This window comes from Campylobacter concisus (assembly GCF_003048675.2).
GTDB classification, from domain to species: domain Bacteria; phylum Campylobacterota; class Campylobacteria; order Campylobacterales; family Campylobacteraceae; genus Campylobacter_A; species Campylobacter_A concisus_F.
Genome location: NZ_CP060707.1, coordinates 697610 through 723245 on the forward strand (window position 1 = coordinate 697610; position 25636 = coordinate 723245).

At 41.2% G+C, this 25636-nt stretch carries 24 protein-coding genes, 2 tRNA genes, 1 rRNA gene and 1 pseudogene; 16 read left to right on the top strand and 12 right to left on the bottom strand.

What is annotated here, in order from left to right; translation table 11 throughout:
* Window positions 1–23 precede the first annotated feature (23 nt).
* From CVT00_RS03535 to CVT00_RS03550, 4 genes are read right to left on the bottom strand one after another with little or no spacing between them, the layout of a single operon-like run.
* Complete coding sequence (locus CVT00_RS03535; RefSeq protein ID WP_021090015.1) at window positions 24–491, bottom strand: phosphatidylglycerophosphatase A family protein; 468 nt, start codon at window positions 489–491, stop codon at window positions 24–26.
* Window positions 492–499: 8 nt separating this feature from the next.
* A complete protein-coding gene (locus CVT00_RS03540; RefSeq protein ID WP_107915385.1) occupies window positions 500–1681 on the bottom strand; it encodes a sulfate adenylyltransferase in 1182 nt (393 codons plus the stop codon).
* Window positions 1659–2549, bottom strand: coding sequence for a response regulator (locus tag CVT00_RS03545; protein WP_107915383.1), 891 nt, complete (start codon window positions 2547–2549; stop codon window positions 1659–1661). Before CVT00_RS03545 ends, CVT00_RS03540 begins: the two co-directional genes overlap by 23 nt.
* Window positions 2546–3664, bottom strand: coding sequence for a bifunctional 2-C-methyl-D-erythritol 4-phosphate cytidylyltransferase/2-C-methyl-D-erythritol 2,4-cyclodiphosphate synthase (locus CVT00_RS03550; protein WP_103617964.1), 1119 nt, complete (start codon window positions 3662–3664; stop codon window positions 2546–2548). The genes CVT00_RS03545 and CVT00_RS03550 overlap by 4 nt, the downstream gene beginning before the upstream one ends.
* 146 nt (window positions 3665–3810) lie before the next feature.
* On the opposite strand from CVT00_RS03550, the gene thiC reads away from it, so the two are divergent.
* The 6 genes from thiC (at window position 3811) to CVT00_RS03580 (ending at window position 9358) form a co-directional block, all read left to right on the top strand.
* Window positions 3811–5106: a phosphomethylpyrimidine synthase ThiC gene (gene thiC / locus CVT00_RS03555; RefSeq protein WP_107915381.1), complete on the top strand. Its 1296-nt coding sequence runs from the start codon at window positions 3811–3813 to the stop codon at window positions 5104–5106.
* Window positions 5100–6200 (top strand): Mrp/NBP35 family ATP-binding protein, encoded by a 1101-nt coding sequence (locus CVT00_RS03560; protein ID WP_107915379.1) that lies wholly within the window; start codon window positions 5100–5102, stop codon window positions 6198–6200. Before thiC ends, CVT00_RS03560 begins: the two co-directional genes overlap by 7 nt.
* A 142-nt stretch (window positions 6201–6342) precedes the next feature.
* The gene (locus CVT00_RS03565) at window positions 6343–6609 is read left to right on the top strand and encodes an ACT domain-containing protein (protein ID WP_002939508.1); all 267 of its coding nucleotides are present in this window, start codon (window positions 6343–6345) and stop codon (window positions 6607–6609) included.
* A gap of 9 nt (window positions 6610–6618) precedes the next feature.
* Window positions 6619–7956, top strand: a complete 1338-nt coding sequence (locus CVT00_RS03570) for a PFL family protein (protein WP_009294468.1) — start codon at window positions 6619–6621, stop codon at window positions 7954–7956.
* Window positions 7957–8060: 104 nt separating this feature from the next.
* Window positions 8061–8750 (top strand): cytochrome-c oxidase, encoded by a 690-nt coding sequence (locus CVT00_RS03575; protein ID WP_103558363.1) that lies wholly within the window; start codon window positions 8061–8063, stop codon window positions 8748–8750.
* Between the two features lie 155 nt (window positions 8751–8905).
* Entirely contained in the window at window positions 8906–9358 is a 453-nt protein-coding gene (locus CVT00_RS03580) for a hypothetical protein (RefSeq protein WP_103558362.1), read from the top strand.
* A 177-nt stretch (window positions 9359–9535) separates the two neighbouring features.
* On the opposite strand, the gene CVT00_RS03585 is transcribed toward CVT00_RS03580, so the two are convergent.
* Window positions 9536–10132, bottom strand: coding sequence for a YagU family protein (locus CVT00_RS03585; RefSeq protein WP_107915377.1), 597 nt, complete (start codon window positions 10130–10132; stop codon window positions 9536–9538).
* Between the two features lie 158 nt (window positions 10133–10290).
* On the opposite strand from CVT00_RS03585, the gene CVT00_RS03590 reads away from it, so the two are divergent.
* Together CVT00_RS03590 and CVT00_RS03595 are read left to right on the top strand one after the other, a co-directional pair.
* A complete protein-coding gene (locus tag CVT00_RS03590) occupies window positions 10291–11490 on the top strand; it encodes a 2,3,4,5-tetrahydropyridine-2,6-carboxylate N-succinyltransferase (RefSeq protein WP_107915375.1) in 1200 nt (399 codons plus the stop codon).
* An 11-nt stretch (window positions 11491–11501) separates the two neighbouring features.
* Window positions 11502–11996 carry a hypothetical protein gene (locus CVT00_RS03595; protein ID WP_002939504.1) on the top strand — a complete coding sequence of 165 codons (495 nt, stop codon included), beginning with the start codon at window positions 11502–11504 and terminating at the stop codon, window positions 11994–11996.
* Window positions 11997–12026: 30 nt separating this feature from the next.
* On the opposite strand, the gene CVT00_RS10185 is transcribed toward CVT00_RS03595, so the two are convergent.
* The 7 genes and pseudogenes from CVT00_RS10185 to CVT00_RS03625 form a co-directional block, all read right to left on the bottom strand.
* Window positions 12027–12242, bottom strand: a complete 216-nt coding sequence (locus CVT00_RS10185) for a hypothetical protein (RefSeq protein ID WP_230853796.1) — start codon at window positions 12240–12242, stop codon at window positions 12027–12029.
* A gap of 13 nt (window positions 12243–12255) precedes the next feature.
* Window positions 12256–12315 (bottom strand): annotated as a pseudogene (locus CVT00_RS10455) (hypothetical protein); the annotation flags it as partial.
* A 5-nt stretch (window positions 12316–12320) separates the two neighbouring features.
* On the bottom strand, window positions 12321–12836 hold the full coding sequence (locus CVT00_RS03605) for a DUF4172 domain-containing protein (RefSeq protein WP_103558358.1): 516 nt from the start codon (window positions 12834–12836) through the stop codon (window positions 12321–12323).
* Window positions 12837–12883: 47 nt separating this feature from the next.
* Window positions 12884–13309 carry a gamma-glutamyl phosphate reductase gene (locus CVT00_RS03610; RefSeq protein WP_103558357.1) on the bottom strand — a complete coding sequence of 142 codons (426 nt, stop codon included), beginning with the start codon at window positions 13307–13309 and terminating at the stop codon, window positions 12884–12886.
* A gap of 1 nt (window position 13310) precedes the next feature.
* On the bottom strand, window positions 13311–14105 hold the full coding sequence (locus CVT00_RS03615) for a CsgG/HfaB family protein (protein ID WP_012001529.1): 795 nt from the start codon (window positions 14103–14105) through the stop codon (window positions 13311–13313).
* 128 nt (window positions 14106–14233) lie between these two features.
* Complete coding sequence (gene glmS / locus CVT00_RS03620; protein ID WP_107915373.1) at window positions 14234–16045, bottom strand: glutamine--fructose-6-phosphate transaminase (isomerizing); 1812 nt, start codon at window positions 16043–16045, stop codon at window positions 14234–14236.
* A 3-nt stretch (window positions 16046–16048) separates the two neighbouring features.
* On the bottom strand, window positions 16049–18547 hold the full coding sequence (locus CVT00_RS03625) for an HD domain-containing protein (RefSeq protein WP_107915371.1): 2499 nt from the start codon (window positions 18545–18547) through the stop codon (window positions 16049–16051).
* A gap of 110 nt (window positions 18548–18657) precedes the next feature.
* Here CVT00_RS03625 and mqnE point away from each other — a divergent pair, with 110 nt between their 5' ends.
* The 8 genes from mqnE (at window position 18658) to CVT00_RS03665 (ending at window position 25534) form a co-directional block, all read left to right on the top strand.
* Window positions 18658–19722 carry an aminofutalosine synthase MqnE gene (gene mqnE, locus CVT00_RS03630; RefSeq protein WP_107915370.1) on the top strand — a complete coding sequence of 355 codons (1065 nt, stop codon included), beginning with the start codon at window positions 18658–18660 and terminating at the stop codon, window positions 19720–19722.
* A gap of 11 nt (window positions 19723–19733) precedes the next feature.
* Complete coding sequence (locus tag CVT00_RS03635; RefSeq protein WP_107915368.1) at window positions 19734–21026, top strand: NCS2 family permease; 1293 nt, start codon at window positions 19734–19736, stop codon at window positions 21024–21026.
* Window positions 21027–21038: 12 nt separating this feature from the next.
* The gene (locus CVT00_RS03640) at window positions 21039–21479 is read left to right on the top strand and encodes a phosphoribosyltransferase (protein ID WP_103572279.1); all 441 of its coding nucleotides are present in this window, start codon (window positions 21039–21041) and stop codon (window positions 21477–21479) included.
* A 9-nt stretch (window positions 21480–21488) separates the two neighbouring features.
* A complete protein-coding gene (locus tag CVT00_RS03645) occupies window positions 21489–22706 on the top strand; it encodes an ArnT family glycosyltransferase (RefSeq protein ID WP_107915366.1) in 1218 nt (405 codons plus the stop codon).
* A 3-nt stretch (window positions 22707–22709) separates the two neighbouring features.
* Complete coding sequence (locus tag CVT00_RS03650; protein ID WP_103558351.1) at window positions 22710–23396, top strand: type II secretion system protein; 687 nt, start codon at window positions 22710–22712, stop codon at window positions 23394–23396.
* A gap of 368 nt (window positions 23397–23764) precedes the next feature.
* A 16S ribosomal RNA gene (locus CVT00_RS03655) occupies window positions 23765–25275 on the top strand.
* Window positions 25276–25369: 94 nt separating this feature from the next.
* Window positions 25370–25446 (top strand) — tRNA-Ile (locus CVT00_RS03660).
* A gap of 12 nt (window positions 25447–25458) precedes the next feature.
* Window positions 25459–25534 (top strand) — tRNA-Ala (locus tag CVT00_RS03665).
* The last annotated feature ends 102 nt before the right edge of the window (window positions 25535–25636 follow it).

A 25636-nucleotide genomic window follows, 5' to 3' on the forward strand; every position in this document is an offset into this window, starting at 1 on the left:
GCCAGCAAGATCGCTAGCTCAGCTTACGGCAAAACTACGCCAAATTTCATAGCTACGCCATATATCATCGCGCTAATAATGCCAGCGAAAAATCCAGCAACCATATCATCGCCCATAACGCCAAGCCCGCCCTTTACGTTGCGGTCGATCCTGCCAATGATCGAAGGCTTTTTGATATCAAGTACTCTAAAAAGCACGAGCGAGAGAACTAGCTGTGAGATCGTCGCTCCGCTAATGGCGATAGCAAGCCAAACGCCAGCAACTTCGTCGATCACGATAAAACTTTCGTCGTGCGAATTTGCCTTTTTTTCAAAATCATCAATGACGCTGATGCTCACCAAAAATAACAAAATGCTAGCCAGTAAAAGCGTGGTAGATGAGAAAAAATATAACACAAAATAAGCTGCCACAGCTCCAGCCACCGAGCCCCAAGTGCCAGGCGCCTTTGGTAAAAGTCCAAATCCAAAAAATGTCAAAAATAGCTTTTGCATAAATTTCCTTAAGTGAGTGATGATGTCTGGTAGAGCTTCATGAGCTCCTCATAAAAGTCGCGGTCGGTCTTGTTTTCAAGCAGTCCAGAATTTACAAAGAGATCGTCGCAGAGCTTTTGTATATCTTTAAAGCGATTTACATAGAGCTTGCTTAAGATGAGCGCTGAAATTTCAGGCCTAACGAGTATGGCTGGTGGCATGATGCCGTTAAATAGCAGTTCTTTGATCACGTCTGGGTGGTATTTGATCTGGTGGTGCTGTCCGTGTGGGCAGCTTTTGGTGCTAACTAGCGTCTTACACTTGTTGCAATAAACTAGCTCTGGCAGGACGATCACGTCTAAATTTAGATCGTTTTTGTAGATGTCAAGTATCGTATGAACTTCGTTGTGGTCAAAAAACATGCCAATGCCAGAGTGGTTTTGTCCGATGACTAGCTTATTTGCGCCAAGTCTTGAAGCCGCGATGCACTCAAGCGTTGGGTTGGCGTGCGAGCTAAAAAGGGTCGTGTTTTTTAGCGCAAAGACAAAGACCTTTTTTGTCGGCAGATAGTTTTGGTTAAAAAAGTCAAGCACTTGCTTTCTGATCTCGTAATCAATATGCCTCTCTTCGCGCGTTCTTACCAGAAAAACGACCACGAGATCGGCCTTGTCGATAGTCATCCTAACTAGGCGTTCATGCGCGCGGTTAAATGGGTCAGCCGTTAAAAAAACAGCCGTTATCTTCTTAGCGCCACTCTCTTTTATAAGCTCATTTAGCGCATCTTTGCTAATTTGTAGGCTCTCATCATATAGCTCAAACTCGCCACTTATGCCGTATTTGCCTAAATTTAGCGACATTTCGCTGTTTGATTCATTTGCTAAAAATATATTTTTAGCTCGCATGCTCTCGTCAAATTTAAAGACCTTTGCCACGTCGATGTGTCCAACGATCTTGCCGTCCATATTTAAATTTACTCTTTGCCCAGTATGCAGCTTGCTAGCGGTATTTTGATTGATCTCGCCAAATGGGGCAAAGCCAAAAGAGTAGGGCATCGGTTCGCCGTTAAAGTAGCCCTTTTTCGCGACCTCTTTGATCTGCTCATCGTCCATCAGTGCGCTAAAATTTGAGAGAATTTTGTTTTTGATAAGCTCTAAGGCGCCATAAACTTCGGTGTTTATAGAAATTTCACTATTTTTTCTTGCTGACGTCATATTTCTTTCTCTTTTCCCAAAGTGATTTTCTAGAAATTCCAAGCTTTTTGCTAAGCTCGGTGTCGGGGAATTTATCTTGATAATTAACTATGATATATTTTATATATTCATCGATCGTGACGATCTCGCCGATGTCAAAGTTTTTGTCTCGGATGGATAATTCAAGCTCGTCAAATGGCGCACTTTGCGCAAAATCGCTAGTTTGGATAGCTACTTTTTTCTTTTTGCAAAGCTCTAAAATTTTCTCTTTTTCATCATCTTTTAGCTCTTCAAGATTTGTGATGTATATTAGCTCGTTGCCACTTTGAGAAAGTGCTTTTTCAAGCTCGCTAAAACAGGCTTTACCCAAAAACAAAAATGGCGTTTTGTTTGCCTTTACATAGTTAAAGATAAATTTATCGCTGTAGCCATTCTTGCTTGATTTTAAAAGAAGTGGAAATTTGATCTTTTTAGCTTCAAAACAAGGTATCTCGTAGTCTTTTAGGGTGAAATTTATATAGTTTTCGTAGTTTTTTATCTCGTTTTTAAAGCCTCTAAACTCTTCAAAATGTCTTATCTTTCTAACAAGCTCTTCTATCATAAATGGCTTTTGGATGTAATCCACCGCGCCCGCTTGTATCGGTTTTAGCACGGTGTCGCTGTTTATGTAGGCGATGAGTAAGATGATGATAGAACTTTTAAATTTCTCTATGACTGGATAGAAGTCCTGCCCAGGAAGTGTGGTAGAAAGTAACACTACGTCAAAATTTTCAAATTTCAAAGCCTCTTTGACGCTCTTTGCGATCTCGCAGTCGTAGCCAAAGTCAGCCAGCTTGCTAGCCATCGAGCCAGCTAGATAAATTTCGTTTTCTACTATTAAAATTTTCATATTTGTGTCCAGTTGTAAAATTTAAGGCTCGCACTTGCCATGACAGCGATCCCCTCACATCTGCCGACAAAGCCAAGCCCCTCAGTCGTCGTTGCCTTTACATTTATGCGGCTCTGGCTCAAATTTAGAGCCTGAGCGATGTTTGCCTCCATCTTTGATTTTAGCTTTGAAAGTTTTGGCTTTTGCGCCATTATCGTGATATCAGCATTTGTTAGCACAAAGCCCACGCTTTGCACTCTTTTATAGGCCTCCTGCAGCAAGTAAATAGAGCTAATATCTTTAAATTTAGCGTCCGTATCAGGAAAAAGTTCGCCTATGTCGCCAAGGCCAGCAGCTCCCAAGATGGCGTCTGTTAGCGCATGAAGTGCCACGTCGCCGTCGCTGTGAGCCTTTAGCCCAAACTCATAGTCGATCTTTTCGCCACAAAGCACAAGCGGCCGGCCCTTTTCAAACTCATGCACGTCAAAGCCGTTGCCGACAAAGACTTCGTTTTCTGGTGCTTTTAGGGCTGAAATTTTGGCAAGGTCCTCTTTAAAAGTGATCTTTCTAGCCATCTCGTCGCCCAAAATGTGCCAAACACTTGCGCCTATGGCTCTCATGGCTGAGCTATCATCTGTGTAAATTTCAGCGCCGCTAAGAGCTTTTTTAAGAAGTGCTGTGCGCGAGAGTTGCGGCGTTTGGATAAGTTTTACCTTTTCTCTATCGATTGCATTTTCGCCAAGATAGGCAGTGTCAGCAATCTTTAGCGCAGGGACCACGCAGTCAGCCTGAGCGGCCGCCTCAATGATCTTGTGAAAGAGCTCGCTTGATATGCAAGGGCGCGCGATGTCGCTAACTAGGACAAATTCGCTACTTACTAGCTCGAGTGCGTTTTTTAGGCTATCTTGTCTTGTCTCACCACCATCAACAAATTTATAGTTTGGAGCAAATTTGGACATATATTTGCACTCTTTACTAACGACGATGATCTCTTTAAATGTGTAAAAGTTACTCAAATTTTTAGTGGCAAATAGCCAAAGTGGGTCGCTGCCGATGCGAAGCCATTGCTTCTTTACAGGTAGCTCAAAACGACTGGAATTTCCTGCTCCTAGCATTATAAGTGAGATATCAAGCAAGGTAGCTCCTTTGAAGATTGTTACGGAATTATACACCTAAAAGCTAAATATTTCTTTTTATAGAAATAAATTTAAGTCTAGCATTTAGTTAGATCAAAACAAAAAAGGACTAAAATGAACCCTTAAATTTTAAAAAAAGGCTAGTCATGACAAAGACGCAGATGTACTATGCTAGGCGAGGCGAGCTCACAAAGCAGATGAGCTACGTGGCAAAGATCGAGGGAGTGAGCGAAAATTTGCTTGTGGATGAGGTGGCAAATGGCAGGATCATCATCCCAGCAAATGTAAATCACATAAATTTAAAGCCAATGGGTATAGGCAGAAAGCTAAAGACAAAAATCAATGCAAATATCGGCAACTCAAGCTTAAGTAGCGACATTTGCGCTGAGCTTAGAAAGCTTGAAATTTGCCTAGAATTTGGCGCTGATACGGTTATGGATCTAAGCACTGACGGCGATTTAGATGCCATTAGAAGCGCTATCATAGAGCACTCAAGCGTGCCAGTTGGCACAGTGCCTATGTATGAAATTTTAAAAGAGGCAAAAGAGGTTACAAATATCACAAATGAGCTAATTTTAAGCGTGCTAGAGAAGCAAGCAAGGCAAGGGGTTAGTTACTTTACGATACACGCTGGCTTTTTGCGTGAGTTTTTGCCACTTGTTAAAAAGCGTAAAATGGGCATAGTTAGCCGTGGCGGCAGCCTGAGCGCGAGCTACATGTCAAAGCTAAATAGGCAAAATCCATTTTATGAGATTTTTGATCAAATTTTAGAAATTTGCGCAAAATATGACGTCTCGCTCTCGCTTGGCGACGGACTTCGCCCAGGCTGCCTTTATGACGCGACAGACGAGGCGCAGCTTAGCGAGCTAAAGGTGCTTGGAGAGCTAACACTTCGTGCGTGGCAAAAAGATGTGCAAGTGATGATAGAGGGCCCTGGTCATGTGCCATTAAGTCAAATTGAGTATAATATGAAAATCGAACAAGAGCTCTGCCATGACGCCCCATTTTACGTGCTTGGACCGCTTGTTAGCGATATCGGCGCAGGGTATGATCATATCACTTCAGCGATAGGTGGTACGATGGCAGCATATCACGGCGCTAGCATGCTTTGCTACGTAACGCAAAAAGAGCACCTTGGCTTGCCAAATGAAAATGACGTAAGAGAGGGCATCGTAGCTCACAAGATAGCAGCTCATGCCGCAGATGTCGCACTTGGCAAAGCTGGAGCCATCGAAAAAGATCATGCGATGAGTGATGCTAGGTATGCATTTGACTGGAACAAGCAGTTTGAGCTTAGCTTTGATCCAAAAAAGGCTAGAGAGCTTCACGATGAGAGCTTGCCAGAAGATGCGTTTAAGAGCGCTCATTTTTGTTCGATGTGCGGACCAAAATTTTGTGCATATAAAATTTCAAAAGATCTAGAAAAAGGAGAAAAATGTTAAATAAAGAAGAGGTCTTAAACAGACTAAAAGGTGTCATATATCCGGGATTTGAGAAGGATATAGTTAGCTTTGGTTTTGTAAAAAACGTGGAGATCGGCGAGAAAATTTTAATCGAAGTAGAGATCGTTAGCTCAAGCTCTGACGTGGCAAATGAGCTAAAAACGGACATCAAGCGTGTTATGGGCTCAAATGAGTACGTGCTAAATTTGATCCAGCCAAAGATACCTGAGGAGAAAAGTAACACTCAAAGTGGCAAAAATATCGCACCTCAAGTTAAAAATTTTGTAATGGTAAGCTCTGGAAAAGGCGGCGTTGGTAAATCAACCACGACGCTAAATTTAGCCATCTCAATGGCAAAACTAGGCAAAAAAGTGGGTATCTTAGACGCTGACATCTACGGACCAAATATCCCAAGAATGCTTGGCGAAGTAAATACTCAGCCACAAGTCGTTGGCAACAAGCTAAAACCGATACTTAGCCATGGCGTGGAGATGATGAGTATGGGCGTTTTGATGGAGGAGGGTATGAGCCTTATCTGGCGTGGCTCGATGATCATGAAAGCGATCGAGCAGCTGCTAAGAGACGTGCTTTGGAGCGAGCTTGATGTATTGTTTCTCGACATGCCTCCAGGAACGGGCGACGCGCAACTAACTCTAGCTCAAAGCGTGCCAGTAACAGCAGGTGTCTGCGTCACAACGCCTCAAGTAGTAGCACTTGATGATAGCAAACGTGCGCTTGATATGTTTGAGAAGCTTCACATCCCAATCGCTGGCGTCATCGAAAATATGAGCGGCTTCATCTGCCCAGATAACGGCAAAGAGTATGATATCTTTGGCAAAGGCACGACTGAAGAGGTGGCAAAGGCTTACAACACTCAAATTTTAGCTGAAATTCCTATCGAGCCAGCTGTTAGAGTGGGTGGCGATAATGGCAAACCAGTTAGCTTCTATGAGCCAAACTCAGTCACTGCAAAACGCTACGAGAGCGCAGCTGCAAGGCTTTGGGAGATAATAGAAAATATAAATAACGGCGGCGGGGCTGATAACTCAGCGATCCAGCCAGTAAATGACGGCAAGAGTGCTTGCTCGAAGTAAATTTACAAAAGATAAATTTTAGAGCAAATTTTAAAATTTGCCAGTTTAAATTTGGCTACAAAAATTTGGCTTTGCTTGTTGCAGGATTTAAATTTTGTAGCCAAAATGCAATCATTAAAAAGAAAATTTAACAGGAGAAAATATGAAAGCGATCGTAACCGTAGTCGGAAAAGATAGAGTTGGCATCGTTGCTGGCGTCTCAGCAAAGCTTAGCGAGCTAGGGCTAAACATAGATGATATAAGCCAGACTATTTTAAGCGACTTTTTCACGATGATGGCGGTGGTTTCAAGCGATGAAAATAAGGACTTTACAGCCTTAAGAGCGGAGCTTGATAAGCTTGGAGAGAGCCTAAAAGTAAAGATAAATATCCAAAGCTCAGCCATTTTTGATGCGATGCACAAAATTTAAGGACAAAAGATGGATATCAAAAACGTAACTGAAACTATCTCGATGATCGAGGAGCAAAATTTTGACATCAGAACGATCACGATGGGCATTAGTTTGCTTGACTGCATCGACCCTGACATAGGCAAAGCCTGCGACAAAATTTACGCAAAAATCACCACTAAAGCCAAAGACCTAGTTCGTGTGGGCAACGAAATTTCCGCTGAGCTAGGCATACCAATCGTCAATAAAAGAGTGAGCGTGACGCCTATCTCAATAATCGGCGCCGCAACGGATGCAAAAGACTATGTGATGATCGCAAAGACGCTTGATAGGGCGGCTATTGAAGTTGGTATTGATTTTATAGGTGGTTTTTCGGCTCTAGTGCAAAAGGGCTATCAAAAGGGCGATGAAATTTTGATAAATTCTATCCCCCAAGCACTAGCACAAACTGCAAAAGTGTGCTCAAGTGTCAATGTCGGCTCAACAAAAAGTGGCATAAACATGAGCGCAGTGCGTGACATGGGACGCATCATAAAAGAGACCGCAGCAGCTTCAGAGATGGGCTGTGCGAAGCTTGTAGTTTTTGCAAATGCAGTCGAGGACAATCCTTTTATGGCTGGTGCATTTCACGGCGTGGGCGAGGCTGACGTGGTGATAAATGTCGGCGTTTCAGGCCCAGGCGTCGTAAAAAGAGCGCTTGAAAAGGTGCGTGGCGAGAGCTTTGACGTGGTGGCTGAGACTGTGAAAAAGACGGCATTTAAGATCACTCGTATCGGTCAGCTCGTTGGTCAAATGGCGAGCGAGCGCCTTGGGGTTAAATTTGGTATCGTCGATCTCTCTCTTGCTCCAACGCCTGCTGTGGGCGACTCGGTGGCCCGCGTGCTTGAGGAGATGGGACTTGAGGCTGTTGGTACGCACGGCACGACTGCGGCACTTGCCCTGCTAAATGACGCGGTCAAAAAAGGTGGCGTCATGGCGTGCAATCAAGTGGGCGGCTTAAGCGGTGCTTTTATCCCAGTCTCAGAAGATGAGGGTATGATAGCTGCGGTGCGCGCGGGATCGCTAAATTTAGAAAAGCTTGAAGCGATGACGGCGATATGCTCGGTAGGGCTTGATATGATCGCCATACCTGCGGATACACCAAGCCAGAGTATAGCTGCGATGATCGCTGATGAGGCGGCTATCGGCGTGATAAATCAAAAAACAACGGCCGTTCGTATCATACCTCTTGGACGTGAGGGCGATATGATCGAGTTTGGCGGCCTTTTAGGAAGGGCACCTGTGATGAAGATAAACAAAGCCTCAAGTGCTGACTTCATCGCTCGTGGCGGACAAATTCCAGCACCTATCCATAGTTTTAAAAACTAATCTTCAAAGTCCGCTTTAAATTTGCGGACTTTTTCTTAAATTTATCCCAAACTTTTCAACTGCTTTTAGTTAAAATAATAAAAATTTTAAACCAAGGAGTTAAAATGAAAATTTTATCACTGCTTACAGCTCTACTTTTTGGGGCGGTATGTGGCTTTGCAAACGACGGCAAAGTAAGAACTATCGACACCTACGTCACGCCTTACTACTCAGCAAATGCTGGCAAGGTGGAATATGTCAAGGTCTATGACAAGATAGATGAGCTTTTAAAAAGTGGCAAAGTAGAGGACTTTAAAAAGGCAGAAAAGATCGTGCAGGACGCTCCACAGATGGTCTCTCCGATAACTCTTTTTGTCCTCTCAGCTCGCGCTTATGATCTTGGACTTCGCGATGATGCGGTATTTTGGTTTTACGTGGCAAAAAATCGCGCGATCTTGCTAAGAGGTGTTATAGACATGGAGGGCGAGAAATTTACTGACGTGGTGGCTGCGATAGGGGCGTTTATGAAGCTTGTTGGCGACGTGGTCAATCCTTACGCATTTTGCGATATCAAAAAACAACAAGAGATCGCTGATAAAGCACTTGAATGGACCAAGAAAAATGCCTATGAAGCGATGTTTTCGCCAGAATTTAGCTCGCCTCACGAAGATAGAAAAGCAGCCCTTGCAAAAGGCATAGAAAAGCTTGAAGCCCGCAATAAAAAAGAGAAAGATTACTTTTTAGACAAAGACAATCTTGCTAACTTTAAAGCTATGCGCAAGCAAAATGGCACTGATGAGAAATTCTGCTTTTAAATAGTGAGAAAAACTGAAATTTTGCTTGTAAATTTAGCTTTTGCTTTATGTTAAAAGGGCAAATTTACAAGCTGTCTCTATTTTAAATCACGATAAATTTGCTTAAATTTGACTCTTTTACAAGAGTAGTAAAATCACAAAAATGAGAATAAAAAATGACTTTGAAATTTGGCGAGCTTGAAAAAGTCGCAACAGATGATGGCTTTATCTGGTATGCAGAGACGGGGCTAAAAAGCGAGAGCTTTGGAGAAGTGCCGTTTTGCCTTGTCTGTAAAGACGAGACTGGCGCATACGATGAGACTATTTTGCTAGCAGAGCGAATTGCCAGTGATATCGATCGGCACGTAAAAGAGGCGCTTGTCTTTTTAAAAGATGAGCTTAGGCGAGAGCATTGTTTGAGTGATGATGAGCTTAGCTTGCTTGACGTGCCAGTTTGTTACCTGCCCTTTAGCTCGCCGCAATGCACCTTTTATGCGCGTGATAAGCAGTGGTTGATGAGCTTTGCCGAGGGTGCGCTAGATATCTGTGAGCCTTATGGTATAGGGGTGATTTTTGAGGATGAAAAGCCGCTTCGTTTAGAAAATTTAGAGCTTAGTAGTGAGTGCTAAGTGCTTAAATTTTTAAATTTATGCATTAAAAGCTATGTAAATTTAAGTTTTTCAAGCCTTGCAAAAAATGATGAAAATTTTGTTTTTAGGTATTGGCTGCGAACAAGAGGCACTAGAGTTTTTAAATGATTAAATTTTGCTGTTTTAGCCTTTACGCCAAAACAGCAAATTTATAAGCTATGCGTTGCAGCAGTCGCTCGGATCTTTTTCTTTTGTGATCCTAACTCTTAGGTCGTGGCGGATGATCTCTATCGACCAAAACCAGACCATGTGGCCCACAAACTCAGAGACATACTCATACCAAGGAAGTGTCCAAAGTGGCGGAGTGAGGCCAAGAAGCGGCAGTGAGATGCCGTGAACTGCGATAGTTGCTAAGATACCAGCCATCACGCCTTGCCACATCGTGATCTTTGGAAATTTCTCAGCCACGACGCAGTAGCCAACGGCAAAGACTATTGAAAATATGATGTGCGTTAGCATCACGTAGTTAAATGCATGCCCTGCAAACTCGTATATAGCGGCGTTTGGATCGGCGATACCGACATAATCTCTCAAAAACACATAAGGTGGGTTTAGAAAATTTCTCGAGCAGTCGATCGCATCAGCCGCTCTGATGGCACTTTCTGGCTCACAAGCTGCGTTAAACATATCCATAGGGCTTCTTGGTGGAAGTGGCACTTCTGCACCCCATTTGACAAAAGCTGAAACTACGCCAGCGACGAAACCGATCAGCGCAGCTAAGGCAAATTTTGGTTTGGTAGCTAAATTTGACATTTTGTCTCCTTGTAAAATTTGAGGCATTTTATTTCTATTTTTTATGATAAGGTTAATCATTATTATAATTTATAAATTTATCAAAGCTCAAATGTTTTAAAATCATAAAATTTTTAGCCATTTTTGGCTAGACTAAGAAAAAATTTAAAGGAGAATAGATGTCTAAAGAGTTTAAAGACGCAAACGAATTTAAGGAATTTTTTGAAGAATTTAGAAAAAAAGATGGTTACAAAGATCCAGTTGCTTTTGGCATCGCAAGAGTCGATCGCGGACAAAAAAATAGCGACAAAATTTTGCAAGCAAGTTACGCCGTTGTAAATTACAAAGAGAGCTTTTTAAGCGCAGCTGCTTTTATCTACGCTTTGCAAAAGTGTGATGTTGAGGTTGATTTTAGCGCATCCGAGTTCGTGACTGATCTCACGCCAAAGGTAGCAAAAAAGGCTAGCAAGCTCTTTAGCGTCTTTGAAAAAGATATAAAATCGCATAAAAACGTGGAGAATTTACACGCTGTGAAGATGGCATTTGATGACGATCTTGAGCTAAACGAGAATAAATTTAAGCTTGTATTTTTATTTGATGACGCAAAGCCACTTAGCGTAGAAGCCGTCTATCTCAAGCTCTACTTGATCTCGCTTGGCAAGGTCGCACCTAGGACGATCGTGCTTGATGGAGCCTTTGGAGTGCTACCAAATGTCGCATGGACTAGCCAAAACATACCGATCGAGCTTGAGTGGCTAAGAGAAAATGAAATTTCTTTAAAGATGTTTGGCGAGTATCCAGCGATCGTGAGCGTGGATAAATTCCCAAGATTTCTAAGTCACATCATCCCAGCTGATAACACGAGAATTTTAGACGCTGCTAAAGTCCGCATGGGCGCTGCTGTGCATCCTGGCACAGTCGTCATGCCAGGAGCTGCTTATATCAACTTTAATGCAGGCACGACTGGCGGCGTGATGGTTGAAGGCAGGGTTAGCAGCTCTGTTGTCGTGGGCGAGGGCAGTGACGTTGGCGGCGGAGCTAGCATACTTGGCGTGCTAAGCGGCACGAATGGCAACCCTGTAAGCATAGGCAAACACTGCTTGCTTGGCGCAAACTCAGTTACTGGCGTGCCACTTGGCGATAACTGCATCGTGGATGCTGGCATAGCGGTACTTGAGGGCACAAAGGTCTATATCTCGGCCAGCGAGCGCGAAAAGCTAGCTAAGCTAAATCCTAGCTTTAAATTTGAAGCTGAAATTTACAAAGCGCTTGAGCTTGGCGGGCTAAACGGGCTTCATTTTAGACAAAATAGCCAAACAGGTCAGATCACTGCAAGTGCAAGCAAAAGGGCGATCAAGCTAAATGAGGCACTTCATTAAAAGGAGCTAGCATGAAAGTTGGCATTTTGATGTTTGACAAGATAAATTTATTAAGCTTTGCCAAAATTTATGATTTTTTGCATAAATTTGAAGGTTTTAACATCAAAACCTACGCCCTAAAGCCTGAGATAGTCGATGAATTTGGCGTCAGGCTTCATCCTGAAATTTACGCTGAGAGCCTTTACGGCGTAGATATCTTGGTCGTGCCAGATGGCGTTGGAGCGCTTGGGCTAAGGTATGATGAGATATTTTTAAGCTGGATAAAAAGCTCAGCGAGTGCGAAATTTAAGATCGGCTTTGACCTTGGCGTGCTCATCCTTGGCGGGGCTGGATTTTTAGAGGACAGAGAGGCTTGCATAAGGGGCGGATACAAAAACGCGCTGAGTGGCTACTGCGAGGTAAATGACGCTAAGATGTGCGAGAGCAGGGGTGTGATAAGTGTTAGCGAATTTGATGATGAGATCAAAGAGCAGCTTGCAAAAATCCTAAGTAAAGATAAAATTTAAGGGCTTTGGCTCTTAAATTTGATAGAAATTTTATCTTTTTAATGAGCTTATGGCTTGTTTTATGGCGCTATTTACCGCTTCTAAATGCCACTTTATCCACGTTGTGAAGTCAAAGTTTAAATTATTTTCAAGCTTTGTTGTCTGCTCTAAAATTTCATAATAATCTTTTTTATTTGCATAAATAACGCTGGAGATAGAAAAAGTAGTGCGCCAAAGCCCTTGCCATACGGCCATTACCGTCATCATAAGGATGGATTATCACAAACCAAAGGTGCTCTAAGGCACTTTTTACATAGGCGTTTTCAGGGCTTTTATTGATAAAATTTAAAAAATTTCATCCTCTACGCGCTCTGCTGGCAAGGCTTCGTAGTGGATTTGCACATTTTTTGAAGGAGCTGAGACGACACTCATCTCATCATCTCTAAATTTAGCTCTTTTTATCTTGTGGTTTTTGCTTTGGCTATATTCAAACAAGGCATTGTGCCAGCCATGTAGCCGCTCGAAGTTCATAGGAGCTTTGTTTAAATTTGCATCAAGCAAAAGCGAGACTAGATTATCGCTATGTCTAGTCGCATAAGTGTCAGCTAAGCAGTCAAAATTTTCATCTAGTCTCTTTTTTACCGACGAGCGAATGCTTGATCTATTAAGTCTCTCGCCCTCTATGAGAGATGAGCTTATTATTTCATCTTCAAGTGCGCTAATTTGCGCCTTTAAAAGATCGCTTCTGCTGATCTTGCTTGTTATCTCTTTTAAAATTTCGTGATTTTGCTCTAGCTTTTTTATGATGGCGTCTATCTCTCTTTTATCGAAAGAGAAATTTGGGTAGTTGGGATGTGCCATATCCACAGGTTTTGCATCAAATTTCTTTAAAATTATGGCTTTTGTGCCTATCTATAAGGTCTTCTATACTCTCTTCTAGCGTCATTGTAGCCACGTCTATATCCACGCTCAAAACCATCGTCGTAGTCGTCATCGTTATAGTAGCCTCCACGGTAACCACGCTGAAATCTATCAAATCTTTCGTACTCATTTTGATAGTATGGGCGGTAGTTAGGCGGATATGGCGCATAGTTTGGATCAATAGGATAGTAGCCACTCATGCGGCAGCTATCCTCATCAAAATCTTTCAATCCAAAACGAAATTTATATCCGTCTATCTTTTTACTAAGGGCGTCGTAGTTTCTCGTGTCGCCATAAAATTTAGCCATTTCTCTTTCGTTTATAAGTTTGCAAAGCCCGATCTCTATCTTTTTAGTATAGTTTACAGCTAGCAACATCGTAAATGTACAAAACAAAATGGCTATAAATTTCATCTTAGTCTCCTATTTTTATATTTCCGCCTTTGCCAAGACCGCCTTTTACATTTTGGACTTTATAGTCTTTTAGCGCGACTATAAGTTGGTTCATAGCGTCCATAAAAGCATTTACGATCATTCTGCCCTCTGGTGTCTTTGTGTAGCCACCAAGTCCAGCGCTCACACGCGAAAATGAATTTGACCCCATGCCAAAGAAGTCAAAGTTGCTATCACTGCCGACTGCACCAGCGATCTGTACGCCTGAGCGGTTGTCTATGAGAAGCAAAGATGTTTGTGTTTCGCTCTTTGAAAAGCCTCCGCTTACCTTGCCAGCAACGTTGCCAAAGACAGCGCCTACAAGTCCGCTGATACCGCCAGTGTCCTCTTTGCTAAATGTGATCTCTGGCTGCATGGTATAATCAGCCGCTACGACTTGACCTTTGTGAAATTTAGAGCCTTTTCTTAGCTCGCCACTAGCTTCAAGCGCGCGCTCTTGCATCATATTATCCATACTTCTGCCACGCTCTACGATGACGAAGCAGCCAGTTTGCTGAGCTAAGATCCTTAGCACCGGCACTGTTGAGCCAAGCTGATAATCTCTAGTTAGATATGAGTACCATGAACTACTTTGATCCTCGTAAAAAGACAATGTTCCTAGCGTTTGGCTGCAACGCTCGATTTTCGTGTTGGCATTTTTGGCTGTATCTCCTGCTGCGGCACCAGTTACACCGCTATTGCTGCTAGCGCATCCAGCAAATAAACAAAGAGCGGCAACGCTGCTAAAGACCTTAGATGCTAAAAATCTCTTTTTCATGAAGATCCTTTTTAATGTAATTAGAAGTTCAAATATTATAAGAAAATAATATTTTGTGAAAACTTAAATTTTAAAAGAAAAATATAAAAGTAAAATTTAAGCGGCCAGCAAGATGCCAGCCACATAAATTATTCGACAGTTACGCTTTTTGCGAGGTTTCTTGGCATATCGACATTGTTGCCAAGTCTAACAGAAATTTCAAGTGCAAGTAGCTGAAGCACAAGCATCATCTCGAAAAATTCGCTCATATAGTGATCTTGAACGCTTGTTTTTACGTAGTCATCACTTAGTTCAAACTCAAGCGGACTTATCGCTAGGATATATGCATCTCTTGCAGCAAGCTCTTCGACATTGCTCTTTGCCTTTTCATAAAGTAAATTTTGAGGCATTAAAGCGATCGTAAATAGCTTCTCATCTGCAAGTGCGATAGGACCGTGCTTCATCTCGCCTGATGGATAGCCTTCGGCGTGAAGATATGAAATCTCTTTAAGTTTTAACGCACCTTCAAGCGCAAGCGGATAGAAGATGTCTCTACCGATGAAGAAGAAGCCATGACCGTGCAAATAGTGCTTGCTTAGGCGGTGAAGCTTCTCTTGCAAAGTGTTATCTATATTTAAAATTTGTGGTATATGAAGAAGCGTTTTGATCTCATGATCAAGCTCTTTTTTGCTGATAGATCCCTTTGCAGATGCCATTTGAAGTACAAGCATCCAAAGCACGATGATCTGCGTTGCAAATGCCTTTGTACTTGCCACACCTTTTTCGATGCCAGCGCGAGTTAGAAGCGTGTTATCAGCTAGCCTAACGATAGAAGAGTTATCGACGTTGCAAATCGCAAGTGTCTTTAGCCCAGCCTCTTTTGCTATCCTAAGTGCCTCAAGAGTATCAGCTGTCTCGCCACTTTGTGAGATGACGATAAAAAGCGAGTTTTTGTTTAGATAAGGCTTTCTATATCTAAATTCGCTCGCCACTTCGACCTTTGTTCTAACTTTAGCAAGTCTTTCAAAAAGATAGCTTGCAGTTAGTGCTGCATGATAGCTCGTACCGCACGCACAAAGTACGACATCATCGATGCCTTTTAGGTATTCGTCGTCTAAATTTTCAAGGGTGACTTTGTGGTTTTTAACTCTGCCCATGATGGTTTCAGATACGACTGCACCTTGCTCGTAAATTTCTTTCTCCATAAAAAATGTATAACCCTCTTTTTGGGCATAGCTCTTATCTTTTGGCAGTGCGTTAAAGGTTATGCTAGCTTTTTTGCCGTGTTTAAAAACAGCTATCTCGTCTAAGCTCACATAGCCGTAGTTATTGTCATCAAGATATGCCACTTCGGTTGCGTTGCCAATAAGCGGCGCATCTGATGAGGCAAAATATACCTCTTTTTTGTCACTTTTGCCTATTGCCATAGGGGCGGCATCTTTTGCGAAAAATATCTTATCAGGTGCAGTTTTAGTGATAAGTAGCGTCGCATAAGCGCCTCTTAGCTTTGCGATAGTCGCCTCATAAGCTTTAAATGGGTCTTTTTTCTCTTTTAAAATTTCTTCAAAAAGATGCACGATCACTTCGGTGTCGGTTTGGCTCATAAATTTCACGCCCTTTGCCTCAAGCTCATCTTTAAGCTCTTTGTAGTTTTCGATGATGCCGTTATGAACGACAAATGAGTGCTCGCCAAGGTGCGGGTGAGCATTGATCTCAGTTGGTTTGCCGTGAGTTGCCCAGCGTGTGTGACCTATCGCCACGCCAAAGCCCTCTGATGTAAAGTCCTTTGTCTTTAGGGCTAAATTTTCAAGTTTGCCGACCGCTTTAAAGAAGTCGATCTTGCCATCACTCATCACAGCCATGCCAGCGCTGTCGTATCCGCGATACTCAAGCTCTTTTAGACCGCTTAAAATGACCTCTTTTTTCTCTTTATCTCCGATGTATCCTACGATTCCACACATGTTTTACTCGCTTATTAATAAATTTAATATCTCTTCGCCTTTACTCTCAAGTCGCTCGTTTTTCTCGATCAAAAAGAGATTTCTCGTTCTATTTTTAACCGTCTGAATTCTAGCACTCGTGACTTGAAAATGAAGCCTGTCAAAAACACTCATCACATAAGCCATTAGCCCACGCTGATCTTTTGCGTTGATGCTAAGTTTGGCGTAATCTTTTGAGTGATTTAGCTCGAAGTTTATCTCATCTTTGTTAATATTTGGTTTCAAAGGCTCTCTTAAAACCTCGCTATTTAGGGATTTTAGGGCTAAAATTTTAGTGTTTTCAAGCTCATGATTTTTTACATTTTGGTTAAAGTCAAGCCTGATATAAAATTTCTTCTCAAAAAGCTCAAATATCTCCATATATGCAAGGTCAAATTTGGCAAATTCATAGAGCAGGGCGCTTAAATTTAGGCTCTTGTTTGTATAAATTTGAATGCTTAAATTTTTAGTATTGTTTATGAAAATTTCTGTTTCGTTTAAGCTGTCAGCCACTTTGCTTAAATTTATGATCTCGCTCGCGCTATATTTTGTAAAGACCAAATTTGATGTGATCTTAAAAATTTTCTCTTGCAGCTTTGGCTCAAGCGCCAAAAACTCGCTATTTCGTTTTATAGACTGCTCTTTTTTTACCCGCCTTGTCGCTTCATCAAGTAAATTTTCATCGCTAAATGCGCTAAGAGAAATTTCATAAAGCTCTCTTAAAAGCTTTGCTGTGTAGGCGTTGTAAAGCCTCTCATTTGTGGCGTTTATCACGCAGTAGCTAAGGATGTAAAGTAGCTTTAAGACCTGTTTGTCGCCAAGCTTTGATATGAAGGCGAAGATGACGCGCTGTGAGTAGATGTCCTCTCTGTTTGAGACGTTGCTCATTAGGGTGTGATATTTTATCAAGATGACGCCGATGTTGATAGCTTTTTGGCTTAAATTTAGCTTGTTCGCGTAGGCTCTAAAGATGTTTGCGCCGATGTTTGCGTGATCTTTGCCGCCAAGTCCTTTGCCAACGTCATGCATAAGCGTCACGATCTTTAGCATCGTTTTGCCCTCTAAGCAAAGCTCAGTGTAGAGATTTTTTATAAATTTATCTTTTATATTTTCAAGAAATTTGACACTTAAGATGCTATGCTCATCAACCGTAAATTCGTGATAGCCGTCATATTCTGCTAGCTGGGAGATGTGCTCCATCGGTTTTATCAAAATTTGTATCATCTGTGCATCGAGCAATGATTTTAAGATAGCGTAGGAATTTTCTCTTAAAAATATCTTCTTAAACTCGCTTATAGCGCGCTCTAGACCATCTTTTGTGATGATGGCTCGCTTGATATAAAAGATCGCGCTTATATCAAATTTATAATCCACATCTTTTAGCTCTAAAAGCTCATTTATGAGATCCTCGATGAGCGCTGGCTTTTTGTGAAGTGGCACGTAGATGACGCCATTTATCTCATAAAAGCCATTTTTTAGCCTAGCAAATTTTCTCTGCTCGAAGCTTAGCTCGCTTTTGAAAAATGGCCTACAAAGCGAAGCTGCGATAAATCTTGAGTAGATGGCTATATTATTCATCGAGCTTAGCATCTTTTGGCTGATGACGCTTTCGTTGTCTTGCAGTTTTTTGGACTTTGTCTGCATAAAATTTGTCGTGATCTCGACACTTGAAGCGCTGAAAGTATCGGTGTTTTGTGTTAAATTTAAAGCACTTAGCAAGCTTAGTAAAAAATCCACATTTAGATTAAAACTAGCGATCTCTTTTTCATTCATCACTTTAAGAGCTTGTGATCTAACTGAAACGTCGCTATCAAGGCAGTTCAGTATGCAGTTTAAGTGGTAAATTTCATCGATCCCACCAAAGCCACTTTTTAAATTTGGCTCTTGTGCCAAGTAGCTTATGCTAGAAAATGGCAAAAATGCCTTTAAATGGTAGTTTAAAAAGGCTTTTTTATCAAATTCTTTTATCTTTATGATCTCGCTTTTTACTAGGCGGTAGAGGCTTTTTGAGCCGCAGATGTAGCGAAGTTGTGAGGTTTCGCTTTTAAATTTAAGGTCATCTTTGAAATTTACAAAAATTTCATCCACTTCGGCAATTTTTATCACAATTTTTATGCCAGAGCCATCTAAAATTTCAGAAAATTCTTTTAAGAAATTTTTTATATTATAGCCCTTTAAATTTTTATAAACTAGTAAAATTTCAAGCTCGCTATTTGCGCTAAGTAGCGTTTGAGCGTATTTACCAGTGGCTAGAACGCTAAAAGCAAAGCTGTCATTTTGTGGCACAAACTCATCAAAAAATTCTCGCATAGTTTCATTTAAATAAGATTTTATAAAATCATCATACTCTTTGGCTAAGAAATTTGTGAAATTTCTGCCTTGATTTTTTTGAAAATGTTTTGGCAAATTTGCCTTAAAATCAAGAAATTTCTCTTTGATCCTTGAATAATTATCGCTATTTTTGGCACTTTTATCAGCTAGCATTTAGTGTTTCCATTGTTAAAAATATCTTGGCAAATGTTACATAATTTTTGCAAAAACAAAGCTTTATTTGCTTATAATAAAGCCTTAAGTTCAGCTTTAGGACGATATAAATAATGAATCTATTACAAAAACTAGAAAGTGGCGAGAGATTAAGTAAGCAAGAGGCTTTTTCGCTTTATGAGCTTGATCTTTTTACCTTGGCTAAATTTGCCGACAAAAAGCGCAGAAAACTGCACGGCAACAAGGTCTTTTTTAACGTAAATCGCCATATCAATCCAACAAATATCTGTGCTGACATCTGTAAATTTTGCGCATTTTCGGCCCACAGAAAAAATCCAAATCCATACCTAATGAGCCACGAAGAAATTTTAAAGATCGTTGATGAGAGCGTGAGCCACGGCGTAAAAGAGATACACATCGTCTCCGCCCACAACGCAACTAGCGGCTGGCAGTGGTACTTAGAAATTTTTAAAAAGATAAAGGCAGCTCATCCAGAGCTTCATGTAAAGGCGATGACGGCGGCTGAGATCGACTTTTTATCAAGGCATTACGGCTTAAGCTACGATGAGGTGATAGAAAAGATGCTCGAATATGGCGTCGATAGCATGCCAGGCGGCGGGGCTGAAATTTTTGATGAAGAGATCAGGGCTAAAATTTGCAAAGGCAAAGTAAGTAGCGAGAACTGGCTAAATATCCACAAAATGTGGCACGATAAAGGCAGACAAAGCAACGCAACAATGCTTTTTGGCCACATAGAAAGCCGCGAAAATAGGATCGATCACATGCTAAGGATAAGGGACTTGCAAGATGAAACTGGCGGATTTAACGCATTTATCCCGCTAGTTTATCAAAGAGAAAATAACTACTTAAAAGATGTGAAATTTCTAGGATCGGCTGAAATTTTAAAGACTATGGCGATATCTCGCTTGGTGCTTGATAATGTCCCACATATAAAGGCATACTGGGCCACATCGACGCTAAATTTAGCGATGATCGCTCAGGAATTTGGCGCTGATGATCTTGATGGCACGATAGAAAAAGAGAGCATACAAAGTGCAGCTGGCGCAAATAGCGCAAATGGCGTTACACTAAAGACATTTTGCGATCTTATTAAAACATCTGGTTTTACGCCGGTTGAGCGTGATAGCTTATATAACGAACTTAAAATTTACTAAAGGAGCTTGGGGTGAAATTTTTTGACTTAGCACAAAACAAAACGAGTGTGAAGCAGGAATTTGGAGCGGGACTTACGACATTTTTAGCGATGATGTATATCGTGCCGGTAAATGCGATCATTATGAGCAAAACTGGCATGCCTTATGAGGCACTAATCACTGCAACAGCGCTAATTACCATATTTTCTACGATATTAAATGGTCTTTGGGCAAACACGCCAGTTGCGATGAGCGTTGGCATGGGGCTTAACGCCTACTTTACATTTGGTCTTTGCATCGGTATGAAAGTGCCTTGGCAAACGGCTCTTGGCGTTGTTTTCTTAAGTGGCGTGATATTTGTCGTCTTGTCTTTTACAAATTTTAGAATGTGGATAATAAGATCCATCCCACTTGATCTAAGAAGAGCGATAAGCGCTGGTATAGGCACATTTATCAGCTTTGTTGCATTTCAGCAAATGGGTTTTATCGTAAATAACGATGCGGTTTTAGTTGGCATAGGAAATTTCAAAGATCCAAACGTACTTCTTGGCGTTTTGGGGTTATTTTTGGTTGTTTGCTTTTGGGCGTGGAAGATAAAGGGTGCATTTATCCTAGCTGTGCTTGCTACTTCAGTGATAGCTTGGGTGCTTGGCATCGCTCCTCATCCAAAAGAAATTTTCTCAACTCCAGCCTCTATCTCTCCGATATTTTTAGAGCTTGATATAAAAGGTGCGTTTAGCCTAGCCTTGCTACCAGTTGTTATCACGTTTTTTGTGACTGATCTTTTTGACTCGATAGGCACGCTAGCTGGCGTTGGCACGAGGGCTGGGATATTTGACGAAAACAAAAAAGATGGCGTCGTAAAACTTGAAAAAACTCTTGAAGCTGACGCTGTTGCTACCGCAGCTGGCTCGCTTGTAGGTGTAAGTACGACCACATCGTTTGTAGAAAGCGCTAGTGGCGTAGAAGAGGGCGGTAGGACTGGTCTAACGGCTGTATTTTGTGGGCTTTTATTTATACTTACATTATTTATGTTGCCACTTTTTAAAGCGATCCCTGGTAACGCCATCTATCCGATCCTTGTAATGGTTGGCGTGCTTATGTTTGCTGAGCTTGCTAGTATAAATTTCAAAGATCCAGCCATCGCCGTTGCGACATTTTTCATAGTTGTGCTCATCCCGCTTACTTACTCGATCACAAATGGCCTTGCATTTGGATTTATGTCATACGTCATAGTTAAGCTCATAAAGAGAGAATTTAGCGATATAAATTTAGGTGTAGTCGTGCTAGCGCTCATTAGTTTTATCGTATTTTTAGTGCATTGATAAGGATTAAAGATGATATTTTATAGCTACGATGAATTTGCCGTTGATGCTAAAAAGATGGCAAAACAGATAAAAGATGAGTTTGATCCAGAGGTAATACTAGCTGTGGCAAGAGGCGGTCTAACGCTTGGTCACTCGCTAGCTGTTGCGCTTGAAAATAGAAATTTATTTACTTTAAATTCTATCCACTACGAGGATACAAACAAGCTTGATACGATACAAATTTTTAATGTGCCAGATCTTAGCAGATACACTAAAATTTTGCTTGTTGATGACATCATCGATAGCGGCGAGAGCATGGTTGAGATAAAAAGAGAGCTGCTTAAACGCTATCCAAATTTAGATATAAAGATAGCTACTGTATTTTATAAAGAGAAGGCTCTGCTTTTGCCTGAATTTAAAGTAAAAGAGGCTCATGACTGGGTTGAGTTTTTCTGGGATATACATATTTAAGGGCGCGATTTGTTAGAAAGAGTTAGAGAATTTGCTAGCAGGCACATTGCTTTTAGCGTATTTTTGATATGTTTGATTGATTTTGTATTTCTACTTTATGCGGCAAATTCTCTTAGTATAAGCTACAATGAGGCTGAAATTTTCTTTCAAAAGCACAGCCTTCTTGGCTACATCTTAAAACTAAGCGCCCATTTTTTTGGTCAAAATGACCTTGCTGTGCGAGGCGTGATGATCTTTTTTCACATCGCAAGCGTGGTTTTGATGTATAAGGTGAGCAAATTTTACATCAAGCTTGAGTTTGACAGGATCGTAGCGGTCCTACTTTTTGTGCTACTTCCTGGCACGCTAGCTTCAGCCCTTATCATAAATAACGCCGGAATTTGCATCACTCTAGCGCTTTTGTGCATATATCTTTTCCATATTAAAAAGAAAATTTTATTTAGTCTCTTTTTCTGCCTAGCCTTTTTCATAGATGGCGATTTTTTGATATTTTATGCAGGTTTTTTTATATTTGCACTTTATAAAAGAAAGCCGCCACTTGCATGGCTCAGCGCCATTTTATTTTTGCTGACACTTTACTTTTTTGGCTTTGAAACAAATGGCAGACCAAGTGGGCATTTTATCGATACTTTTGGCATATTTGCTGCTGTATTTTCGCCATTTGTCTTTATCTTTTTTGTATATACGATTTATAGAATTTGGGTTAAGGAAAAGAAGGATCTTTTGTGGTTTATCGCTATTTGCTCATTTTGCTTTTGTATGATAGTCTCTGTGCGCCAAAGGCTGGAGCTTGAGCAGTTTTTGCCATTTTGCGTGATCGCAACGCCACTTATGGTAAGAGTTTTTTTCAACTCTTATCGCGTGAGACTGCCAAAATTTAGAAAAGGACACAAAATTTGCACTGGCTTAGTGATGCTTTTTTTGGTATTTAACTGGTCAGCGATCATCTTTAATCAAATTTTTTACCTCTTTTTAAACGATCCTACAAAACATCTCACTTATAAATTTGATGTAGCAAAAGAGCTTGCAGATAAGCTAAAAGAGGCTGGAGTGCAAGATATAGCGACCGAAGATACAAGGCTTGCACTAAGGCTTAAATTTTATGGGATAAAAACAAAAAGCTACTCTAAAAATTTATTATCAAGTGCCGATTTAGATGAGAAGTCAAAATTTAGTATAGAAAAAATGGGAAAAGTAGTTGCAAATTTCAATATCAAGGAACGATAATCTATGAAAAAAAGAGCTTTTACGATGATAGAGCTTGTTTTTGTTATTGTTGTTGTTGGAATTTTAGCTGCCATTATGATCCCAAAACTAAATAGAAATGCCTCAAGAGAAGCCGCAAATCAGATCCTAACTCATATAAGATATACTCAACACCTTGCTATGCAGGATGATAAGTATTCTATCACTGAAAAAGGATGGGCAAAACAGCGCTGGACGATAGCTTTTGCTAAAGATAAAGTAGATAGTTGTTCGGTTGATAAAAATAATGAGCTAACTTGGAAATATAGTGTTTATTATGATAAAAGTATGACCGGAAATCCAAATTCGCAAGATGAGTTTGCAAGTGATATTTATAAGACTGGAAAGTTACTAACAGCTGGCTGGAGTGGTATGTCAGGTGGTGACTGCAAAAAGATAAACAAAGAGCTAAATATAGAAAAAAGATTTGGCATAATAGATGTAACTCTATCTGGTGGATGTGTAAAAGGTAAGGCAAATAAAAAAGTAGCCTTTGATGAGATGGGACGACCGATGTGGACAATAAGCACAGTTGGTGGTGGTTTAAAGCGACCATACGATAGACTTGTTAAAAAAGATTGCAGTATAACAATAACTGATAAACGTGGCAATCAAACGACCATTACTATAGAAAAAGAAAGCGGCTTTGCATCTATAAAAGAAAATAGTTAAATTTGATTAAAAATTTATAGTTTTTATTTTTTAAAAAAGTTGCCATTTTTTAATCTGTATTTAAGCATCACTTCTATATACTTCACTTTCTGTTTTGCAGAACGCAGAGCAGAAAGTTCTTTTAACTTACAATTGTTAAACTATTAGTCAATCTTTGAAATCTAAACAAGTGATCGATTGAGCCAGTCTATTATGATTAAATAATAGATTAGACAAACTAATATAAAAACTAAAAGTTTTTTTGATTAAAAACTTCATAATAAATACTAAAAGCAATTTTAGTAAAAACATTATTACTAGATTGCATTAGCAATCTTAGTCTTTAGTGTTGCTTCTTAGTAAAGCTCTGCTTTACGCTAAAGAATGTTAATATGGAGAGTTTGATCCTGGCTCAGAGTGAACGCTGGCGGCGTGCCTAATACATGCAAGTCGAACGGACAAGTAAGAGCTTGCTCTTATGAGTTAGTGGCGCACGGGTGAGTAATGTATAGCTAATCTGCCCTACACTAGAGGACAACAGTTGGAAACGACTGCTAATACTCTATACTCCTGTCTGACATAAGTTAGATAGGGAAAGTTTTTCGGTGTAGGATGAGGCTATATTGTATCAGCTAGTTGGTGAGGTAATGGCTCACCAAGGCTATGACGCATAACTGGTCTGAGAGGATGATCAGTCACACTGGAACTGAGACACGGTCCAGACTCCTACGGGAGGCAGCAGTAGGGAATATTGCTCAATGGGGGAAACCCTGAAGCAGCAACGCCGCGTGGAGGATGACACTTTTCGGAGCGTAAACTCCTTTTGTTAGGGAAGAACAATGACGGTACCTAACGAATAAGCACCGGCTAACTCCGTGCCAGCAGCCGCGGTAATACGGAGGGTGCAAGCGTTACTCGGAATCACTGGGCGTAAAGGACGCGTAGGCGGATTATCAAGTCTCTTGTGAAATCCTATGGCTTAACCATAGAACTGCTTGGGAAACTGATAATCTAGAGTGAGGGAGAGGCAGATGGAATTGGTGGTGTAGGGGTAAAATCCGTAGAGATCACCAGGAATACCCATTGCGAAGGCGATCTGCTGGAACTCAACTGACGCTAATGCGTGAAAGCGTGGGGAGCAAACAGGATTAGATACCCTGGTAGTCCACGCCCTAAACGATGTATACTAGTTGTTGCTAAGCTAGTCTTGGCAGTAATGCACCTAACGGATTAAGTATACCGCCTGGGGAGTACGGTCGCAAGATTAAAACTCAAAGGAATAGACGGGGACCCGCACAAGCGGTGGAGCATGTGGTTTAATTCGAAGATACGCGAAGAACCTTACCCGGACTTGATATCTAACAAATCATCTAGAGATAGAAGAGTGTCTGCTTGCAGAAATGTTAAGACAGGTGCTGCACGGCTGTCGTCAGCTCGTGTCGTGAGATGTTGGGTTAAGTCCCGCAACGAGCGCAACCCACGTCATTAGTTGCTAACAGTTCGGCTGAGCACTCTAATGAGACTGCCTTCGTAAGGAGGAGGAAGGTGTGGACGACGTCAAGTCATCATGGCCCTTATGTCCGGGGCGACACACGTGCTACAATGGCATATACAATGAGAAGCAATATCGCGAGATGGAGCAAATCTATAAAATATGTCCCAGTTCGGATTGGAGTCTGCAACTCGACTCCATGAAGCCGGAATCGCTAGTAATCGTAGATCAGCCATGCTACGGTGAATACGTTCCCGGGTCTTGTACTCACCGCCCGTCACACCATGGGAGTTGATTTCACTCGAAGCCGGAATACTAAATTAGTTACCGTCCACAGTGGAATCAGCGACTGGGGTGAAGTCGTAACAAGGTAACCGTAGGAGAACCTGCGGTTGGATCACCTCCTTTCTAGAGTACATATAGATATTCTCTCACAAGATATCTATAAGAAAGATATTCTCAATCATCCTTGTTTAGTTTTGAAAGATTGATAGACCTATAGGGGCCTATAGCTCAGCTGGTTAGAGTGCACCCCTGATAAGGGTGAGGTCACAAGTTCAAGTCTTGTTAGGCCCACCAGAGAATTTAATTGGGGAATTAGCTCAGCTGGGAGAGCGCCTGCTTTGCACGCAGGAGGTCAGCGGTTCGATCCCGCTATTCTCCACCATAAAATAGTTTAACAGTAAAAGTCTATATTAAGTGTTTTTAGAAACATTTACTTTAGACTTTTAAGCGTACTTAATCTTTATTGATGACAAAGTTGCCGAAA

What these genes read in the sequence shown, in the direction of transcription:
- CVT00_RS03535 (WP_021090015.1), bottom strand. Translation starts at nt 491, where the DNA reads ATGCAAAAGCTATTTTTGACATTTTTTGGATTTGGACTTTTACCAAAG.
- CVT00_RS03540 (WP_107915385.1), bottom strand. Translation starts at nt 1,681, where the DNA reads ATGACGTCAGCAAGAAAAAATAGTGAAATTTCTATAAACACCGAAGTT.
- CVT00_RS03545 (WP_107915383.1), bottom strand. Translation starts at nt 2,549, where the DNA reads ATGAAAATTTTAATAGTAGAAAACGAAATTTATCTAGCTGGCTCGATG.
- thiC (WP_107915381.1), top strand. Translation starts at nt 3,811, where the DNA reads ATGACAAAGACGCAGATGTACTATGCTAGGCGAGGCGAGCTCACAAAG.
- CVT00_RS03560 (WP_107915379.1), top strand. Translation starts at nt 5,100, where the DNA reads ATGTTAAATAAAGAAGAGGTCTTAAACAGACTAAAAGGTGTCATATAT.
- CVT00_RS03565 (WP_002939508.1), top strand. Translation starts at nt 6,343, where the DNA reads ATGAAAGCGATCGTAACCGTAGTCGGAAAAGATAGAGTTGGCATCGTT.
- CVT00_RS03570 (WP_009294468.1), top strand. Translation starts at nt 6,619, where the DNA reads ATGGATATCAAAAACGTAACTGAAACTATCTCGATGATCGAGGAGCAA.
- CVT00_RS03575 (WP_103558363.1), top strand. Translation starts at nt 8,061, where the DNA reads ATGAAAATTTTATCACTGCTTACAGCTCTACTTTTTGGGGCGGTATGT.
- CVT00_RS03580 (WP_103558362.1), top strand. Translation starts at nt 8,906, where the DNA reads ATGACTTTGAAATTTGGCGAGCTTGAAAAAGTCGCAACAGATGATGGC.
- CVT00_RS03585 (WP_107915377.1), bottom strand. Translation starts at nt 10,132, where the DNA reads ATGTCAAATTTAGCTACCAAACCAAAATTTGCCTTAGCTGCGCTGATC.
- CVT00_RS03590 (WP_107915375.1), top strand. Translation starts at nt 10,291, where the DNA reads ATGTCTAAAGAGTTTAAAGACGCAAACGAATTTAAGGAATTTTTTGAA.
- CVT00_RS03595 (WP_002939504.1), top strand. Translation starts at nt 11,502, where the DNA reads ATGAAAGTTGGCATTTTGATGTTTGACAAGATAAATTTATTAAGCTTT.
- CVT00_RS10185 (WP_230853796.1), bottom strand. Translation starts at nt 12,242, where the DNA reads ATGATGACGGTAATGGCCGTATGGCAAGGGCTTTGGCGCACTACTTTT.
- CVT00_RS03605 (WP_103558358.1), bottom strand. Translation starts at nt 12,836, where the DNA reads ATGGCACATCCCAACTACCCAAATTTCTCTTTCGATAAAAGAGAGATA.
- CVT00_RS03610 (WP_103558357.1), bottom strand. Translation starts at nt 13,309, where the DNA reads ATGAAATTTATAGCCATTTTGTTTTGTACATTTACGATGTTGCTAGCT.
- CVT00_RS03615 (WP_012001529.1), bottom strand. Translation starts at nt 14,105, where the DNA reads ATGAAAAAGAGATTTTTAGCATCTAAGGTCTTTAGCAGCGTTGCCGCT.
- glmS (WP_107915373.1), bottom strand. Translation starts at nt 16,045, where the DNA reads ATGTGTGGAATCGTAGGATACATCGGAGATAAAGAGAAAAAAGAGGTC.
- CVT00_RS03625 (WP_107915371.1), bottom strand. Translation starts at nt 18,547, where the DNA reads ATGCTAGCTGATAAAAGTGCCAAAAATAGCGATAATTATTCAAGGATC.
- CVT00_RS03640 (WP_103572279.1), top strand. Translation starts at nt 21,039, where the DNA reads ATGATATTTTATAGCTACGATGAATTTGCCGTTGATGCTAAAAAGATG.
- CVT00_RS03650 (WP_103558351.1), top strand. Translation starts at nt 22,710, where the DNA reads ATGAAAAAAAGAGCTTTTACGATGATAGAGCTTGTTTTTGTTATTGTT.